The sequence below is a fragment of the Actinacidiphila yanglinensis genome, assembly GCF_900107965.1.
Classification (GTDB): domain Bacteria; phylum Actinomycetota; class Actinomycetes; order Streptomycetales; family Streptomycetaceae; genus Actinacidiphila; species Actinacidiphila yanglinensis.
In genome coordinates this window covers 109,884-127,211 of the sequence record NZ_FNVU01000013.1, presented here as the reverse complement: position 1 = coordinate 127,211, position 17,328 = coordinate 109,884, and the positions used below count along the sequence as shown (strand labels likewise).

The window sequence follows — 17,328 nt, the reverse complement described above, 5'->3', positions numbered from 1 at the left end:
GCGGGAACAGGGCCGTGCCGGTGGGTCAGTAGGAGAACTGCTGGATCTGGCCGTCGTAGGGGCCGTAGGTCCACCCGGTGCGGGTGGCCGGGTCGAGCTGGATCGAGTTCATCTCCCCTCCGTGGATCAGCGGCCCGCCGTGGCTGTCGGGGGCGAAGCCGTCGAGCGTGCGCAGCACCGTGCCGGAGGCCAGGTCGACCAGCAGCAACTGGCCGGTGGCGTTGTTGTCCAGCACCAGGCCCTGCTGCGAGCCGAAGTACGCGGTGCCGGCCGGCGCGGAGTACGACACGACCGCCACGTGGTGGGTGCCGTCGACCGCGAGGGCCACCGGGACGCCCTGGCGGACGCTGATCGCGTCGCCCTGCGTGCCGGTGGTCTCGTTCAGCCCGGTCAGCACGCTGCCGGGCTCGATCTTGGTGCTGATCGCGGTGGCCGACAGGTTGTAGAGGGTGCCGGCGCCGTCGGAGGCGAGGCCGTGGCTGCACCCGGAGCTGGAGCCGGCCCCGGTCACCGTACGCGCCACCAGGTCGACCTTCGCCACGGTCACGCCGCCCAGGCACAGGAACGCCGGTGCTCCCTTGGCAAGGTAGACCGCACCGGTCGAGGTGTCGAAGTCCAGCAGGCTGTACGTGCCCGCGGGGACGCCGGCCGGGTCGGCCGGGATCGGCTCGCCGGCGGCGCCCGTGGCGAGGTCGACCGGCAGCACCAGGTCGCCGCCGTCCGCGACCGACCGCAGCAGGACAGCGCCGCGGTCGTGCTCGGCGTCCACCCGGCCGACGACGAACGTGTAGGTGGCGGCAGGCAGTTGAGCGGAGCCGACACGCTTGCCGGTGGTGGTGTTCCAGGTCTCCACCGCGACGTCGCCACCGGAGGCGGACCGGTGGACCAGCAGGACCCGGTCCGCGGTGGCGCCGAGCACCTCGTAGTCCGCGTCGGTGCCCGCGTCGGAGGTGAGGACGGCGCCGTAGCGGCCGGTCGCCGGGTCGTAGGGCCGGACCTCGGTGCCGCCGGCCGCGGTGCGCAGCGCGGCGACGGAGTGCTTGCCGGCGGCGGCGAAGCTCAGCACGGTGCTGCCGTCCGGCGCGAGGCCGTCGTCGACGGCCAGGCCGGACAGCGCCGACGCCTGCCCGATCACGTGGTGGTCGCGGTCGAGGGCCAGCACCCGCACCCCGTACGCGTCGGACGTGGTCAGGCCGAGGGAGAGCGCGTCGAGCCGGACCGAGCCGGCCGTGGCGGGGAGCGTGCGGTGCGCGGTGGAGGGGGTGTTGGCGCCGTCGGAGTCGAGCCCGGTGCCGTTGGCGTTGGTGAAGGTGTTCAGCGAGCCGTTGATCGTCGGCCCCGGAGCCGAGACCTCGACCTCCGCGTACCGCGCGCCCTTGACGCCGCTGACGTCGTAGCGCAGGCCGAACCCCGGTGCGCCGCGGGTGACTTCGGCGGAATGGCTCGGGACGCCGGAGCTGCCGGTGATCAGCGGCGCGGCCGGGCGGTCGGCCGCGGTGCCGCCGCTCACCCGGATCGGGGCGAACTCGCCGTAGGTGGTGAACTGCGGGTTGCCGCCGAAGCCGGCCTGCGCGATGCCGATGCCGTAGAGCCCGCCGCCGCCGTCGAACGCGGACGCCGGGATGGTGACGGTGCCCTTCGTCGCGGTGAGCGGCTGGTGCCAGGCGGCGCTGAAGATCGGGCCGAGCGCCGGGTTCCAGTGGCCGACGCCGGACAGGACCAGTTCGGGGGCGTCGGTGCCGGCGACGCCGGTCAGGTCGTAGGACACCGTCACCGCGTGGCCCGGCGCGACCGTCGCGGGTGCGTGCGGGGCGGTCGCCTCCGCGTAGGTGCCGTCGCTGGGCCCGACGGTGAGGGTGCGGGCGGCGCTCGCGACGGTGCGGCCGCCGTGCTGGACCGCGTAGGTCACCTTCACCTGACGGTCGGCGGTGGAGACCACCGGGAGCCCCGCCGCGTCAAGGAGTTGACGGGGCGTCACCCGGATCGCGGGGGTCGAGGAGCGGAAGACGGTCCGGCCGACGGTGAGGGTGTACGCGGCCTTCGCGCCGTCCAGGCCGGTGAGGTCGCCGGCGAAGGTGACCGGGCCGACCAGTCCCTCGCCGTCGCCGCCGGAGGCCATGTCGCCCAGGTCGATCCGGTCCTGGTCGGTGGTCTCCAGGAAGGAGCCGCCCAGGCCGCCCGCGGTCACCCGGTGCGCGACGGACAGCCGGACGAGCGACGGCGTCGCCTTCGGCTTGTCGCCGAGGGCCTGCTCCGCCGCGGCGGTGACGTCGATCTGCGGGCCGACGTGCAGCGTGCGGTCGAGCTGCGGCGGCGTCGGTACCGCCCGGCCGGTCTGCTCCAGCACGGAGCGCACCGCGGCGGGGGAGAGGCGGTGCCCGCCGAGCCGGCCGGCCTGCAGCACCACCGCGGCCGCCGCGGCGATCTCGGGTGCGGATGCCGACGTACCGCCGTTGAGGGACACGGCCACGTCCTGGGCCGAGCCCCCGGCGGTGTGCGAGAAGGCGATGATGTTGTCGCTGGGCGCCGACAGGTCCACCCGGGTGCCGAAGCCGGACGAGAAGGTGCCGAAGCCGCTGATCCTCGTCTCGGCGGTGGTGGCCGGGCCGTCCGTGCCCTGCGCGAGGGTGTCGTCCAGGGTGGTGCCGCCCGCCGCTATCGCGCCGGTGTCCGGCACCTTGGAGGGGGCGGTGGACGACGCGTCGTCGTCGATGGTGGTCGCCGCCGCCGCGTCCGGCGCGGTGTCGGTGGGCGTGCTGCCGCCGTCCGGGCCCACCGGGGCGGGGGTGTACAGCCGGGTCCCGTCGTTGGAGGAGATCGACACCACGATCCCGTCCTGGTGCACGAGGGAGGCCACCACCGAGCGCACGACCGGGTCGTCCTCCAGGTAGCGGCCGGGCAGGCCCTGGGCGTCGGTGCCGAAGCCGAGGCTGGCGGTGATCACGTCCGGCCGGGGCGACTGGTTCGCCGCGGCCAGCAGCGCGCCCGCGATCCGGTCGGTCGTCGGCTGCTCGGGCACCACCAAGCGGTAGTTTGCGCCGGGCGCGATGCCCAGCAGGTCGGTGTAGCCGCTGCCGGTCGCGTCCGTGCGCTGCCGGTCGTGCGCGAGCGGGGACATCACGCCGAAGTCGAGCATGACCTCGTCGAGCGAGGGGTCCTGGTTCTCGGTGGACGCGGCGCCGTCCAGGCCGCCGGAGTCCTTCGCCACGTAGGTGGGGATCAGCGGCATCGACGGCAGGTCGAGGTAGCGCTGGCCGCCCTGGACCACGGTGGTGGGGCCGTTGCCCTGCACGTAGCCGTCACCGGCGTCGGCCATCGACTGGTCGGTCAGGTCGCCGATGGACACGTTGGTGACGGTCTCGCCCGCCCCGGGCTGCTGGCCGTAGCGGCCCTGGAGAAGGGAGAACGCACCGACCGCGTCCACGCCCCCGGCGTTGAGGAACGCCTGCGACGAGGTGGACAGCGCGTAGTTGGACGGGACGTCGGGTGCCGCGCCCTTGGCGCCGCCGCTCGCCGCCGGCGCGTGCACCGCGCCGCCGGCGGCCTTCGGCAGCGGCTGGGCGCCGCTGTTCATCGTGTTCACGTACCGGTTCGGCTCGGCGTTCGCCACGCCCGGAGCGCCCTGCAGCGAGCGGGCGACGGCCGCGGAATCGCGCTGCTTCGTCTGCAGCACGTAGGTACGGCCCAGGTCCGAGGCGTCCGCGCCGAGTTGAGCGCGCGCGGCGCCGGTCAGCGTCGCGGCTGCGGACGCGCTGCTGCCGGGCAGCAGCGGCCGCAGCGAGGTGGCGCCGGCCGCCTTCAGCCGGGTGTCGAGTCCCGAACTGCTCGTGTCGGGCGCCCGCGCGGCGAGCCTGCTGCCGGCGATCCGTGCGCCGTCGACGGAGGTGCCCGCGTCGAGGGTGAGCAACACCTGCCCGGGGACGGTGCCTTGGCGCTGCTTCGGCGGCGGCGTGGGCGAGGCCGCCCGCCCCAGTGCGGAACTGCCGGCGGATGCCGCCATGGCGGAGGGCGCGGTCGGCGCGGTGGTCCCGGAGGTCGCACGCGCGACCGCGGGAAGGGGGACGGCGAGGGTGGCGGACACGGCCGCGGCGACGGCGGCGACCGCGAGGGACATGCGCCCGAGGCGGGCACCCGGATGGGACCGGTGCATGGAACACCTTTCGGCGGGAGAGGAGATGCGGCGCACAGCGGGGGCGCCGCACCCCGGTGACCACCGCGGAACCGCGCCCTGTGGGCTGGAAGATGTCAATGCGGGCGGAGGAGGTGCAAGATGTTCGCGGTGGCCGGGTTCTGCCACGTGGCGACCGGCCGCCACGTCACAGCGGAGAGTAAATGGAACTTGACGTACTGGGACTTGACGACGAAACGGAGCACGTCTACCGGACGCTCGTCGGCCGGCCGCGCTGCACCGCCACGGAACTCGCGGCCTCCTGCGGCAGCACCACGAGTGCCACCGCGCGGGTGCTCGCCGGCCTGGTCCGGCAGCGCCTGGCGACCCGGGCCGGCGGCCGGCCGCCCCGGTTCACCGCGGCGCCGCCCGACGTCGCGGTGACGGCACTGATCCAGGAACGCGAGCACCGGCTGGACGCCGCCCGCTCGCTGGTGCAGCGGCTCGCCGAGACGCACCGCGAGGCGACCCGGATCAACCACCCGGACATCGCCATGGAACTGCTCACCGACCGGGAGGAGATCAGCGCGGCCGCGCACCGGCTCGCGGCGGACGCCCGCCAGCAGGTCCGCGCCTTCGACCGGCCGCCGTACGTCGACCGGCCCGGCAGCAACCTCCAGCAGCAGGTGCGGCAGCAGCGCACCGGCGTGGTGCACCGGGTGATCTACTCGCGCGACGCGGTGTCCTGGCCGGGGCGGCTCGCCGACGACATCCTGCCGAGCCTGCGGACCGGCGAGCAGGCCAGGGTGCGGGCCGAGTTGCCGCTGAAGCTGGTCATCCGCGACGACCAGGTGGCGCTGATCCCGTTCAGCCTCGCGCCCGGCGGCCACGCGGCGGCCTACCTGGTGCACCGCTCGCCGATGCTGGCCGCGCTGGAGGCGCTGTTCGAGGCGGAGTGGGAGCGGGCGGTGCCCTTCGGCGCGCCCGCCCCGCCGTCCGCGGCGGCGGCCACTTCCGTTTCTGCGGCGTCGCCCGCCCTGCCGTCCGCGGCGCCGTCCGGGCCCGCCCCCGAACCGCGGCCCGGGCCCGCGGCGGACGGCGGCGCCCCCGACCAGACGCCGCCCGACGAGGGGACCCGGGTGCTGCTCACCCTCCTCACCTCGGGCCTGACCGACGCCGCGATAGCCCGGACCCAGGGCTGGAGCCCGCGCACCACCCAGCGCCGCATCCAGCGCCTGATGACCGCGCTGGGGGCCACCACCCGGTTCCAGGCCGCGCTCACCGCGGCGCGGCGCGGGTGGATCTGAGCGGGCGCGGCACCGACGGCGCCGCGCCGCGGATCAGCTGCCCAACCGCGCCCGCAGCTCCGGCTGGAGCAGGTCCCCGTGGGCGCTCACCATGTCGTCGCACAGCTGCCAGATCCGCTCCACGGGCAGCGCCGCGGCGGTCGCCGGGTCGGCCATCGCCGCGTGCCGGATGTGCCGCGGGTCGTCCTCCACCCCGGCCCGCACCACCAGGTCGTTCATGCTCAGGTAGGACCGGTTCAGCGCGGCGCACTGCGGGGGCAGCGCCCCGACCCGGGTCGGCTGCACCCCCAACGCGTCGACCAGGCAGGGCACTTCGACGGTGCCGTGCGCGGGCAGGTTGTCGATCAGGCCGCGGTTGGGCACGTTGCCGTAGACCGTGCGGGGCGTGCCCGTGGTGATGCTGTGGATGATCTGCGGCGCGTACTCCATCGTCCCGGACACCGGCAGCGGCGCGCCGGCCGCCAGCGCGTCGCGGGTCTTCTCGTACTCCGCGACGTTGTCGGCCACGATGTCCAGGTAGGCGCCCACCGGCAGCCGCAGCCGCTCCACCTCGCTCGCGTGGCCGAGGTACCAGGGGACGTACTCCGAGGAGTGCTCGCTGGTCTCCGTCGGGTAGTAGCCGAGCCGCCGGTACATGTCCACCCGCACCCGGCGGCGCAGTTGCGGGTCCTGCTCGATCAGCGCGTCCAGACGCGGGTACAGGCTCTCGCCGCCGTGCTCGAAACGCAGCACCCACGCCTGGTGGTTGACGCCCGCGGCCCGGTAGCGGACCTCGTCGTAGGGCACGCCCAGCAGCTCGCACAGGTCGTGCATCGTCCAGTACACCGAGTGGCACAGGCCGACCACCCGGGTCAGCCCGGTCGCCTCGGTGAGGTACTGGACGTTCATGGCCATCGGGTTGGTGTAGTTCAGCAGCCAGGCGTCCGGGCACACCTCGGCGATGTCCTCGCCGAGCGCCTTCAGCAGCGGGAAGGTGCGCAGCGCCCGGAAGACGCCGCCGATGCCGAGGGTGTCTCCGATCGTCTGCCGCACCCCGTAGCGGGCCGGCACCTCGAAGTCGGTGCGCGTCGACTCGCCCATGCCGACCTGCACGATGTTCACCACGAAGTCGGCGCCCGCCAGCGCGGCCCGCCGTTCGGCGTGCGCGGTGATCAGCGGCGCGGCGCCCAGGTGGCCGGCGATGTACCGGGCGGCGCCCTCGGCGGTCGCCAGCCGTTCGGGGTCGATGTCGTGCAGCGCGATGTGCGCGCCGGTCAACTCCTGGAACGCGAACAGGTCGGCGAGCAGCCCCTGCGTGAATACGACGCTGCCGGCGCCGATGAACGCGATCTTGGTCCTGGTGGTCACGACGTCTCTCCGTGGTCGTGCCCCGCTTCGGGGGCGGTGGTGCGGGACGCGGCCAGTGCCTCGTCCCAGGTGGGCTGCGCGCCGGTGCCGCCGTGCGCGCGGGTGGACATCGCGCCGCAGGCCGCGGCGAGGGCGAGCGCGCCGGCGAGCGGCAGGCCGGCCAGCACCCCGGCGACCAGGCCAGCGTCGAAGCTGTCGCCCGCACCGACGCTGTCCAGCGGCGTCACGGGCACGGCGGGCGCGCGCAGCAGGGTCCGGCCGTCGTGGGCGAGGGCTCCGTCGGCGCCGTTCTTGACGACGGCCACCGGCCCGTGCGCGGCCAGTTCCGCGGCCGCCCGCTCCAGCCCTTCCTCGCCCGAAAGGGCCCGCGCCTCCTGCGCGTTGGGCAGCAGGTAGTCGGTCACGGGCAGGACGGCCGCGAGTCCCGCGGGGTCCCACCGCCCGGCCGGGTCGTCGTTGGTGTCGAGCGAGGTGGTCGCGCCGTGCCCGCGGGCGGTGCGGAACAGCTCGGGCAGCGCGGCGGCGAGCTTCGGCATCAGGAAGTACGACGCGGCGTGCACGTGCCGGCAGTCGGCGAGCAGTGCGGCCGGCACGTCGTCGCCGGTGGTGGCGCCGAGGGTGCCGGGCGCGGTGAGGATCGCCCGGTCGCCGCCCGCGGCGCCGCCCTCGGCGGCCCGGTTGAGCACGGCGGTCAGCGGCGACGGCAGGTCGGGGTCGACGCGCAGCGCGTCGGTGTTCACCCCCCGCGCGGCCAGCGCGGCCCGCACGTACGCGCCGGTGTCGTCGGCGCCGATCCGGCCGGCGAAGGCGACCTTCAGGCCCAGCCGGGCCGCGCCGCAGGCCATGATGGCGGCCGAACCGCCGAGCGTGAGCAGCCCGGTGGACACCAGCTGCTCGCGCTGCCCGAAGGCGAGCGGTCCGGTGAGCGGGCCGACGACGACGTCGGGGTTGACGTCACCGACGACCAGCAGGTCGAACGAGGGGGGCGTGGCACGCATCGGGTCAGCCCTTCAGGCCGCTGGAGGTGATGGACTGGATGAACGACTTCTGCGCCGCCAGGAAGGCGAGCAGCACCGGTAGCACCGTGATGACGTTGCCCGCCATCACCGCCGACCACTTGGTGTGGTGCTGGCCCTGGAAGGTGGTCAGCCCCAACTGGAGCGTGTAGTGCACGTCGTGGTTGATCGCGATCAGCGGCCACGTCAGGTCGTTCCAGGTGCCGAGGAAGGTCAGTACCGCGACGGTGCTCAGCGCCGGCCGGGACAGCGGCAGCACCACCGACCACAGCACCCGCAGCCGCGAGCAGCCGTCGATCCAGGCCGCCTCCTCCAGCTCCCGGGGCAGGGACAGGAAGAACTGCCGCAGCAGGAACACGGCGAACGGCGTCACCAGCGACGGCACGATCAGCGCGCCGAGCGAGTCGATCAGCCCCAGCCGCTTCATCACCAGGAACGTGGGGATCATCGTCAGCTGGAACGGGATCGCCATGGTGGCCAGCATCGTCACCAGCAGTACCCGCGACCCGGCGAACCGCATCCGGGCGAAGGCGTACCCGCCCAGCGCGCCGAAGACCAGGTTCGAGGCGACCGCGACGAGTGAGACGATCAGCGAGTTGGCGAACCAGCGCGGGAACATCGCGTTGCCCAGCACGTACCGGTAGCCGCTCAGGTCGACGTGCGAGGGCCACAGCGCGGGCGGGAAGCGGTTGATCTCGCCGTCGCTCATCACCGAACTGAGCAGCAGCCACAGCAGCGGCACCGCGAACAGCAGCGCCAGCGGGGCCAGGGCCAGGTGCCAGCCGCTGAACGGCAGCAGGCGGCGCCGGCGGCCGGGCGGAGCGGCAGGCGGGACGGACGCGTCGCGGGCGGCGCGCGCGGGCGCCGAGGTCGCGGTCATCGGGTGGCTCCTTCCAGGCGGGCCGGGCCGCGCCGGCGCAGCACCCGGGTTCCCGCCGCGATCACGAGCAGGGCCACCGCCAGCACGTACGCGGCCGCGGCCCCGTACCCGGCGGTGAAGTTCTGGAACGCCATCTCCCAGATGAAGTAGACGATCACCGTGGTCGACCCCAGCGGGCCACCCTTGGTGGTGACATACACCAGGTCGAAGACCTGCAACGATTCGATCACCTGCCACACCACCAGGAAGACGTTCACGGGGGTGAGGGTCGGCAGCACCACGTGCCACAGCAGATGGCGGCGGCCGGCGCCGTCGAGCCGGGCCGCCTCGATCAGGGACGGCGGCACGTCCTGGAGCGCGGCGAGGTAGATCACCACGCAGAAGCCGGTGCCGCTCCACAGCGATATCGCCACCAGGACGTACAGCGCCTGCCCGGGGTCGGTGAGGAAGCCCTGGGCGGGCAGGTGCAGCGCGTGCAGCACCGAGTTGGCCGCGCCGAACTCCGGGTCGAGGATGAAGGAGAACAGCACGCCCTGCGCGGTCGCGGAGATGACGAACGGCACGAAGATCAGCGTCCGGTACAGCCCGACCAGCCTGATCCTGCGGTTCAGCGCCAGCGCCAGGAGCAGGCCGAACACCATGCTCAGCGGGACGTACAGCGCGGTGTAGAGCAGCGTGTTGTGCACCGCCTGGCGGAAGTTGGGGTCCTTCGTCAGCGCGTGGTAGTTCTGCAGGCCGACCCAGCGGCTGGGCGTGACCAGGTCGTCGGCCTGGAAGGACAGCAGCAGCGACCAGACCACCGGCATGATGCCCAGGCCGAGGATCACCAGCACCGACGGCGTGACGAACGCCCATGCGGTGGCCGACTCCGAGCGGCGCCGGCGGCGGCGGGCGCGCCGCACCTCGGCGTCGGTCGGCGCGTCGGGCGGCAGGGTGAGCGGGGCGGGAAGGCGCGGCATGGAAGTCTCCTCAGCGCGGGATGAGCAGGGCGGCATCGGCCTGGCGGGCGCAGTCGCGCATCGCCTTCGCCGGGGTGGCACGGCCGAGCAGCACCGAGGTGATGGCCTGGCCGAGCGCTGCGGAGATCTGCGGGTAGGCGGCGTGGTTCGGCCGGACCCGGGCGGTGTCCAGGGCCTTGGTGAACACCGCCAGCCCCGCGGTCCTGCGGGACTTCTCGGCCCACTGCGGCATCGCCTCGGTGGAGCGGCTCAGCGGCAGGCTGCCGGCCTGGATGTCCCACCGCACGTCCTGCGCGGGCTGGATCAGCCAGGTCACGAAGGTGCGGGCGGCGGCCACCCGCGCGGAGCCGTTGTCGAACAGGGTCCAGGTGTCGGGCCCGGCGATGGTCAGCGGCCGGCGGCTGTAGCTCGGCAGCGGCACCACGTGGTAGTCGATCTTCGCCTGGATGGTGTCGGGCAGCGCCCACGGCCCGGCCACGACCATGCCCATCCGGCCGGAGTTGAAGACCTGGTACATCTGCTCGCTGCCGGGTTTCGGGTCGATGTACACGCTGCGGTCCCCGGCCAGCGCGGCGACCGTCTCCAGCGCCTTGACGCCGCTGTCGGCGAAGCCGATGCCGTGCCCGTCCGAGGAGACGACCTCGCCGCCCAGGTCCCACACCATCGGCCACAGCCGCCACACCGTGTCCTCGTCGCCCACGCCCGGCCAGCCGGTGCCGAAAGCGCCGGCGCCGGAGTCGGTGAGGGCGCGGGCGGTGTCGGTGAACTCCCGCCAGGTCCAGCCCGGCCGCGGCAGTTCCAGGCCCTTCGCCGCGAACAGCTTCCGGTTGCAGATCACCGCCAGCGAGTCCAGCACCGCCGGGGCGGCGCGGACCCGGCCGTTGACGGTCACGGCGTCGCGGGAAGCCGCCCAGAACCGGCTCCACGGCGTCGGCGCGTCGCGCACGGTCGCGGTGAGGTCCACGACCTTCGGGCTGCGCGCGACGCTCGCCAGGTCCGAGCCGAAGATGTAGGCGATGTCCGGGTACGACCCGGACGCCAGCGCCGCGGTGACCTTCTGCAGCATCGAGTCCGACAGCACGCCGCCGCCCGGGTCGACCCTGATCTTCGGGTGGGTGCGGTTGAACTCCGCCACCAGCCCCTCGATCGCGGCCCTGCCGACGTCCGTCTGGCCGTGCCACAGCTCGATCGTCACCCGCCCGTCCTTGCCGACGCCGTCCCCGTCCCCCGCCCCGCACGCCGCCAGCAGCGGGCCGGCGCCGGCCGCGGCCGCCGTCGCGGTGGCGCCGCGCAGCAGGGTGCGGCGCGCAGGGGAGGGTGCGGCGGACGGCGCTGCTTCCGCGGTCATCTGGGCCTCCAGGGGACGGGCACGGCACGCCCATGACAGGGCGTCACCGGAAGGGGAACGAGGGCGCGGCGGTCGCTCCGCGCGGTGAGCGGCGGCGGCCGCGGCGGATCGGCGGCGGGCCGGGTGAGGGGCCGGACGCTCCGCCGGGGGGTCGGGCCGGGCGAACGGCTGAGGCGGCGGGTGGCCGGGTCCCGTGTGCCGGGCCCGGCCACCCGCGCCGTATCAGCAGGTCTGGCGCACGTATTCCGGGCTGCCCGCGGGAGACACGTCGAGGTCGCGGCGCACGATGCTCAACTCGTCACCCCAGCCGGAACACGCCTTCTTCAGGCCCTTGGCGGTGTACTCGATGACGATCACGTGATCGCCGAACGCGGCGGTGTAGTCGCCGCACTCGTTGTACGTCCCGCACTCCTCCGCGATCGCGAAGTCGAGCCCGGTACTCGCCCGGTCGCCGGCCAGCTCCGAGGTGTTCTTCTGCGCGATGGCCAGCCCGTCGGCGTGCGCGTGCGCGGACAGCAGGCTGATGTACGACTCCGCCTCGCCGGAGGTCAGCAGCTTCTTCGAGCGGCTGTAGCTGTCGTAGTTGTCCGGCTCGATCGCCTGGAAGCCCTTGGTGGCGCACTCGTCGATCCAGCCGTCGACCTTGTCGGCGATCCGCTGCCGTTTGGCGGCGGTGCTGGTGTCCAGGAGCGCCTCGCCCCAGTCCTCGTCGTAGACGACCTTGCCGTTCGCGTCGTGCAGCAGCAGGTCGGAGTCCCAGTCGCCCTCGTCGCCGGGCTGGACCTGGAACGCGTTGACGTAGCAGATGTTGTACAGCCCGGCGGCCGGCGCGTCCGTGTGGTCACGGCTGACCACGCCCACCCCCGCGGGCGGCGGATAGGCGCCGCCGATCTGGTAGTCGAAGCCGGCGTGGGCCGGCGGGAGGGACACCGCGGCGGCGGTCGCCCCGGCCTGGTCCATCGCGAGCGAGGGGACGAGCACGGCGGTCAAGAGTGCCGAAAGCGCGGTGAGACGGAGAGCGGAACGACTGCGGTCGATGCGCATCATCGAGCTCCTGCTGGTGGAGGGTACGTCCCCGCCTCGGACGCCGAACGGCGATCCTGGCGACTTTGTCCGGGCTTGCGGCGCACTGCGGGCCACCCACCGGCTAGGCGTACCTCTGGCGCCGGTACTCACCTCCGGCGCTTGCCCGGGAGTTAATCGCGCAGCTTCCCTCGTGTCAACCGCGCGATTCTGCTCAATTGCCGAGCAGACGCGTCAGGAACGCGCGCCGCGGGCGGAGTTATGCTCACCGTCATGCTGAGAAGTGAGCGCCACGCGCGGATACTCGAGCATGTCTCGGCCCGCGGCAGCGTCGGGGTGCGCGAGTTGTCCGGGCTGCTCGACGTGTCGGGTGCGACCGTCCGGCGCGACCTGGAGCACCTGAGCGGGCAGCACCTGCTGCGCAGGACCCGCGGGGGAGCGGAGGTGGGCACGGTCGGGCTGGAGGTGCCGCTCCAGCACCGCGCGGAACGGCTGCTGCCGGAGAAGCGCGCGATCGCCCGCGCGGCGGCCGCGCTCGTGCCCCAGGGCGCGGTGGTCGGCATGAACGGCGGCACCACGGTCACCGAGATCGCCCGGCTGCTCGCGGCCCGCGGCCCCTTCACCGCGGTCACCAACGCGGTCAACATCGCGGCGGAGCTCGTCCTGCACCGGCACGTCACCCTGGTCGTCGTGGGCGGGGACGCGCGCAACGCCAGCTACGAGCTGGTCGGGCCGATCGCCGAGCGGACCCTCGCCGGCGTCCACACCGACATCACCTTCCTCGGTGTCGACGGGGTCGGAGCGGCACACGGCTGCACCACCTATGACCAGCTCGAAGCCGCGACGGACCGGGCGTTCGCCGGGGCCAGCGCGCGCACGGTGGTCGTCGCCGACCACACCAAGGTCGGCCGCGCCACCTTCGCGAAGATCTGCCCGCTCACCGACATCGCCCTCCTGGTCACCGACACCGACGCGCCTGCGGCTGAGCTGGAACGGATCTCGGCGGCAGGCGTGCGGACGGTCGTGGCGTGACCGGACCCCCGGGGCCCCTCCGGGGGCTTCAGGGACCGGAAGGCCCCGCCCGACCACAGTGGAAACGGGCCCTGGTCACCTGTCCGCCGTTCCGGGGACCCTGCGGGTGGGTCGCTTCGTGACAGTAGGGCATGGCTCGGAGAATGCGGGATCGAGGTGACAGACCCGGGCGACGGCGTGAACAGAGGCGGCCATGGCTGGTGCGACCGAACGCGGAGGGCATCGGCACACGAGGGAGGTCATGGGCTGGCTGTCGAAGGTCTTCCAGCTCGACCCGACAGGTGTCAACTGGCCGCGCGCGGTCCTCTTCCTGGACATCGGGCTCGTGCCGCTGATGGTCTTCTGGGCGATCGGGTACGAGCAGTACCTGCTCAGCGCCTTGTTCGGCCTTCTGTTCGCGGCACTGGCCGACCCAGGAGGCAGCTACGGGCACCGCGCGTCGCACATCTCGCTCTTCGCCCTGATCGGCGCAGGGATCACCGCGCTCGCCTTCGGCCTGGGAGGACAAGCCTGGGGATGGCTGGTACTCGCGGCCTTCGCCGTCACTCTGGTCGCCGGGCTGGCGGCCGCATTCGGGGTGCGCAGATTCGTCAACGCCGTGCTGCTCAACGTCTGGTTCATCGCCGCCGTCGGCCTCGCGTTCAACCTCCACCATCATGCCCGGATCACCAGCCACACCTGGGCGCAGGTGCTGGCCTGGGCGGCGGGGGCCGCGTTGTGGATCGTGCTGACGTTCATCGAGTGGCTGATCCGTCGGCGTGAGGACCGGTCCCAGCCGATCGCGGAGCTTCCCGGTGACACCTCGCGAAAGAAGCTGACCCCGCCCCTGACCACGTTCGCGGTACTCCGCGCGCTGGCCATTGCCGGCACCGTCGCGCTCGCGTTCGGCTTGGATCTGTCGAACGGCTACTGGATCCCCATCGCTGCCATCGTCGCGATGAAGCCGAGCCTGGAACAGGCCACGCTCGTATCCGCGCAGCGCCTTGCCGGCGCACTGATCGGCTCGGTCGTCGCCGTACTGCTGCTCCTGGTGCCCGCCGGCGAACACGGGCTCAAGCTGTTCGCCGTCAAGCGCGGACTCGAAGTCGTCGCGCTGGTCCTGCTGATGCACGGCGTAGGAGTCCGCTTCCTGAGCTACGCCCTCTACTCCGCTGCCATCGCTGCGGGAGTGCTCATCCTGGTCGACCTTCCGCAGCCCTCCAACTACTCCGCCGAGGGCAACCGGGTGCTGTGGACATTGTGCGGCGTCAGCATCGGACTCCTCGTCATGCTTCTGGCGGCTCTGCTGGGCAAGCGCCACACCAGAGCCCCGGCAGAGCGCGCCTGACGGGTCCGCTCCATCGCGGCATCCACCGGCACGCGGCCCGTGAGATCTCGGGCACGGTCTCCCGACACAGGTCATTTGCACAGGTCAAAGCCGCGCAAACGCTGTCGGGGAGCCGACGGTAACGGGAGAACGGTGCACACAGAGGGGGTAGCTCGCGACCAGCCCACCACCGCGAGGTGGTCCCTGAACCCGCGGGACGGGGCAGCCCGTCGGGTCAGGGGAACCCGGGGGAGCCCTACTCCAGGGCGAGCCGGACCGGGCCGCCGGACGGGTCGAGCCGGGAGAGCAGCGCGAAAGGCACCCGGAAGACGCGGCCGGGTGCGGCCGGCCAGGGGAGGCGCCGCCGGGCGAGCACGCGGCCGTCCTGACACACCCTCACCCGGGGGACGCGGACGAGCGCGTCGCTCCACAGCAGGAGGCGGCCGCGAGGCGGTGCGGGCCCGCCCGGGCGCAGGAGCTGGGGCGCGACCCAGCGGAACGGCTCCCCGGCCACCACCGGCACCCCGGGCCCGAGCGGCGGGCCCTCCCCGCCGGGCGCCGCCAGCCACGCGGCGATGCGGTCGGCCGCGTGCCGCCCGTCGAGCGCCGCGCCGTCCGCGGTGTCCACCGGATGCAGGAGGTTGCCCGCCGCGAACACGCCCGGCTCGCTGGTGTGCAGGGCGGTGTCGACGACCGGCCCGAGCGTGCCGGGGTCGATGGCGAGACCGGCGGCCCGGGCGAGTTCGTGCTCGGGCACCCAGTCACCGGTGAAAACCACCGTGTCGCAGGCGACCGTGCGGCGCCTGCCGGTCGCCGCGTGCTCGATCTCCACGCCCTCCACCCGGCCGCGCCCGATGATCCGCACCACCCGGGTCCCGGTGGCCACCGGCACCCCCAGCACGGTCCGCCCGGGCACGGTGAAGGCGGCGTACGACTCGGCGCGGTCGTACCGGCTGGTCATGAGCACGGTCCGGCAGCCCGCCGCCCGCAGCGTCAGGACCGCCGACCAGCTCACCGGCTCCGCGCCGACCACCACGGCCCGCTCGCCGACGTGCCGGCCGGAGCCGTGCACCAACTGCTGCAACTGGCCGGTGGTGAGGACGCCTTGGGGGCGGTCGCCCGGGACCAGCCGGGCCGGGCGCGGACGTTCCCGCGCGCCGGTGGCGAGCAGCACCGCCCGCGCCCGGACCCGCAGCAGGCCGTCCGGCGTGGTCGCCTCAACCTGCCGTGGGCCGGACCAGCCGGTGACCATGGCCCTGCCGCGCAGATCCGCCCCCGCGGCGCGCGCGGCGCCGGCCAGCCGGGCGGCGTAGGCGGGGCCGGACAGGACGCGGTGCAGGTCGCGCAGGCCGAACCCGGTGTGCGCGGTGTGCACGGGCACGCCGCCGGGCGTGTCGGCCCGGTCCAGCACGAGGACGTCCGCTCCGGTCCGGCCGGCCAGCCGCGCCGCCGCGGTCAGCCCGGCCGGACCCGCCCCGACGACGAGCACGTCCGGCGTCAGTACCGCGCCGCGTTCCAAGTTCGGGGTGCCGTCCGTCATCGGGTGGTGCCTCCGGGCTCCGTCGACGCGTCGCACCCGCCGGAGCGGTGCCGGTCCATGAGGTCGGTGACCGCCGCGGCGCAGGAGAAGCCCTGGCAGCGGCCGTTCGTGGCCCGGGTCCTGCGCCGCAGGCCGTCCAGGGTGCGGGCGGGCAACGGCGCGGTGCAGGCGTCCCGGATCTCGCCGGCCGTGACGCGCTCGCAGTAGCACACGACGTGGCCGTACGCCGGGTCGGCGGCGATGCGTTCGGCGTCCCGGTAGGGGCGGGGGAACGCCTCACCCAGGTTCGGCATGCGCGGCGGGGAGGGCAGGTCCGTACGCGCCGCGAGGACGAGCCCGGCGTCCGCGAGCAGCGCGCGGACGTACTCCGCGATCCCCATCGCCGCGGACAGGCCGGTGGAGCGGATGCCGCCGACCACGACGTAGCGCTGCTCCGGCGACGCCTCGATCAGGTAGTCGTCGCGGTCGGCCGCGGCCCGCAGCCCGGCGTACGCGGCGGTGACCTCCTCCCGCATCAGCGACGGCATCAGCCGCTCGCCCCTGGCCCGCAGGAAGGCGTACCCCTCGGCCGAAGTGCCGGTCGCCGTACGGTCGGTGAGGTCCTCCGCGGTCGGCCCGAGCATCACGTTGCCGTAGACGGTCGGCGAGATGAGCACCCCTTTGCCGCGGGCGGTCGGCACCGGCAGCACGATCCGGTCGGCGAGCGGGCGGGCCAGCTTGTCGAAGACCAGCAGTTCGCCGCGCCGCGGGGTGACCGTGAAGCGGTCGTGGCCGAACATCCGGTCCACGGTGTCCGCGCCCAGGCCCGCCGCGTTGACCACCCAGCGGGCGGTGATCGGATCGCCTCCGGCCGTGCGCAGCCTGGTGACCCCGGCACCGGGGTCCGCGCCGATCACCGCGCGGCGGAGCAGGAACCGCGCGCCGCGCCGCAGCGCGTCCGTGGCCAGCGCGAGCGTGGTGGTCCAGGTGCAGGTCAGCGACTCGTCGGGCACGGTCAGGCCGCCCAGCACGCCCGGGCCGAGCGCGGGCACCTGCCGGTAGACCTCGCCGGCGCCGACGAGCTCGCAGCGCCGGTACCCGTTGCGTTCCGCCTTCTCCCGCAGCCCGGGCAGTGCCGCCAGCTCCTCCTCGGTCCAGGCCGCCATCACCGCGCCGGTGCGCTCCACCGGGATGCCCGTCGCCGCCGCGTACGCGGTGAGCAGCCGGCAGCCCTCGCGGACCAGCCGCGACTCCAGCGTGCCGGGCTTCGCGTCGAACCCGGTGTGCAGGATGCCGGTGTTGGCCTTGCTGGTGCCGTCGCCGATGTCGTCGCGCGCCTCCAGCACGGCCACCGACAGCCCGTGACCGGCCAGTTCGCGGGCGATCGCGGCGCCCACCACGCCCGCGCCGACCACGGCGACATCGACATCGGTATCGGTATCGGCTTCGACCTCGGAGCCGGTCGGCAGCGGCGCGCACCCGG

The 17,328-nt window shown here is 74.0% G+C and carries 12 protein-coding genes; 3 read left to right on the top strand and 9 right to left on the bottom strand.

All coding sequences use genetic code 11. The features are described from left to right. Positions 1 to 25: 25 nt before the first annotated feature. Positions 26 to 4,150 carry a peptidase S8 gene (locus C4U44_RS26910; protein WP_103888616.1) on the bottom strand — a complete coding sequence of 1,375 codons (4,125 nt, stop codon included), beginning with the start codon at positions 4,148 to 4,150 and terminating at the stop codon, positions 26 to 28. 182 nt (positions 4,151 to 4,332) lie between these two features. On the opposite strand from C4U44_RS26910, the gene C4U44_RS26905 reads away from it, so the two are divergent. Continuing rightward, positions 4,333 to 5,415, top strand: coding sequence for a transcriptional regulator (locus tag C4U44_RS26905; protein ID WP_103888615.1), 1,083 nt, complete (start codon positions 4,333 to 4,335; stop codon positions 5,413 to 5,415). Between the two features lie 33 nt (positions 5,416 to 5,448). Here C4U44_RS26905 and melA read toward each other — a convergent pair whose 3' ends face one another. The 6 genes from melA to C4U44_RS26875 form a co-directional block, all read right to left on the bottom strand. Beyond that, positions 5,449 to 6,762: an alpha-glucosidase/alpha-galactosidase gene (gene melA, locus C4U44_RS26900; protein ID WP_103888614.1), complete on the bottom strand. Its 1,314-nt coding sequence runs from the start codon at positions 6,760 to 6,762 to the stop codon at positions 5,449 to 5,451. Further along, positions 6,759 to 7,760 (bottom strand): carbohydrate kinase family protein, encoded by a 1,002-nt coding sequence (locus C4U44_RS26895; RefSeq protein ID WP_103888613.1) that lies wholly within the window; start codon positions 7,758 to 7,760, stop codon positions 6,759 to 6,761. The genes melA and C4U44_RS26895 overlap by 4 nt, the downstream gene beginning before the upstream one ends. Positions 7,761 to 7,764: 4 nt before the next feature. Continuing rightward, complete coding sequence (locus C4U44_RS26890) at positions 7,765 to 8,658, bottom strand: carbohydrate ABC transporter permease (RefSeq protein ID WP_103888612.1); 894 nt, start codon at positions 8,656 to 8,658, stop codon at positions 7,765 to 7,767. Next, the gene (locus C4U44_RS26885; RefSeq protein WP_103888611.1) at positions 8,655 to 9,617 is read right to left on the bottom strand and encodes a carbohydrate ABC transporter permease; all 963 of its coding nucleotides are present in this window, start codon (positions 9,615 to 9,617) and stop codon (positions 8,655 to 8,657) included. The genes C4U44_RS26890 and C4U44_RS26885 overlap by 4 nt, the downstream gene beginning before the upstream one ends. 10 nt (positions 9,618 to 9,627) lie before the next feature. Then, positions 9,628 to 10,965, bottom strand: coding sequence for an ABC transporter substrate-binding protein (locus tag C4U44_RS26880; protein ID WP_103888610.1), 1,338 nt, complete (start codon positions 10,963 to 10,965; stop codon positions 9,628 to 9,630). Between the two features lie 222 nt (positions 10,966 to 11,187). Then, complete coding sequence (locus C4U44_RS26875) at positions 11,188 to 11,925, bottom strand: endo alpha-1,4 polygalactosaminidase (protein WP_235032381.1); 738 nt, start codon at positions 11,923 to 11,925, stop codon at positions 11,188 to 11,190. A gap of 336 nt (positions 11,926 to 12,261) precedes the next feature. Between C4U44_RS26875 and C4U44_RS26870 the strand changes: the two genes are divergently transcribed. Both C4U44_RS26870 and C4U44_RS26865 read left to right on the top strand, forming a co-directional pair. Beyond that, the gene (locus C4U44_RS26870) at positions 12,262 to 13,020 is read left to right on the top strand and encodes a DeoR/GlpR family DNA-binding transcription regulator (protein WP_103888703.1); all 759 of its coding nucleotides are present in this window, start codon (positions 12,262 to 12,264) and stop codon (positions 13,018 to 13,020) included. A 241-nt stretch (positions 13,021 to 13,261) separates the two neighbouring features. Continuing rightward, the gene (locus tag C4U44_RS26865; RefSeq protein ID WP_103888609.1) at positions 13,262 to 14,347 is read left to right on the top strand and encodes an FUSC family protein; all 1,086 of its coding nucleotides are present in this window, start codon (positions 13,262 to 13,264) and stop codon (positions 14,345 to 14,347) included. A 235-nt stretch (positions 14,348 to 14,582) separates the two neighbouring features. Here the strand turns inward: C4U44_RS26865 and C4U44_RS26860 are convergent, their stop codons facing one another. Further along, entirely contained in the window at positions 14,583 to 15,866 is a 1,284-nt protein-coding gene (locus C4U44_RS26860; RefSeq protein WP_103888608.1) for an NAD(P)/FAD-dependent oxidoreductase, read from the bottom strand. Beyond that, positions 15,863 to 17,314: an NAD(P)/FAD-dependent oxidoreductase gene (locus C4U44_RS26855; protein ID WP_103888702.1), complete on the bottom strand. Its 1,452-nt coding sequence runs from the start codon at positions 17,312 to 17,314 to the stop codon at positions 15,863 to 15,865. The genes C4U44_RS26860 and C4U44_RS26855 overlap by 4 nt, the downstream gene beginning before the upstream one ends. Positions 17,315 to 17,328 lie beyond the last annotated feature (14 nt).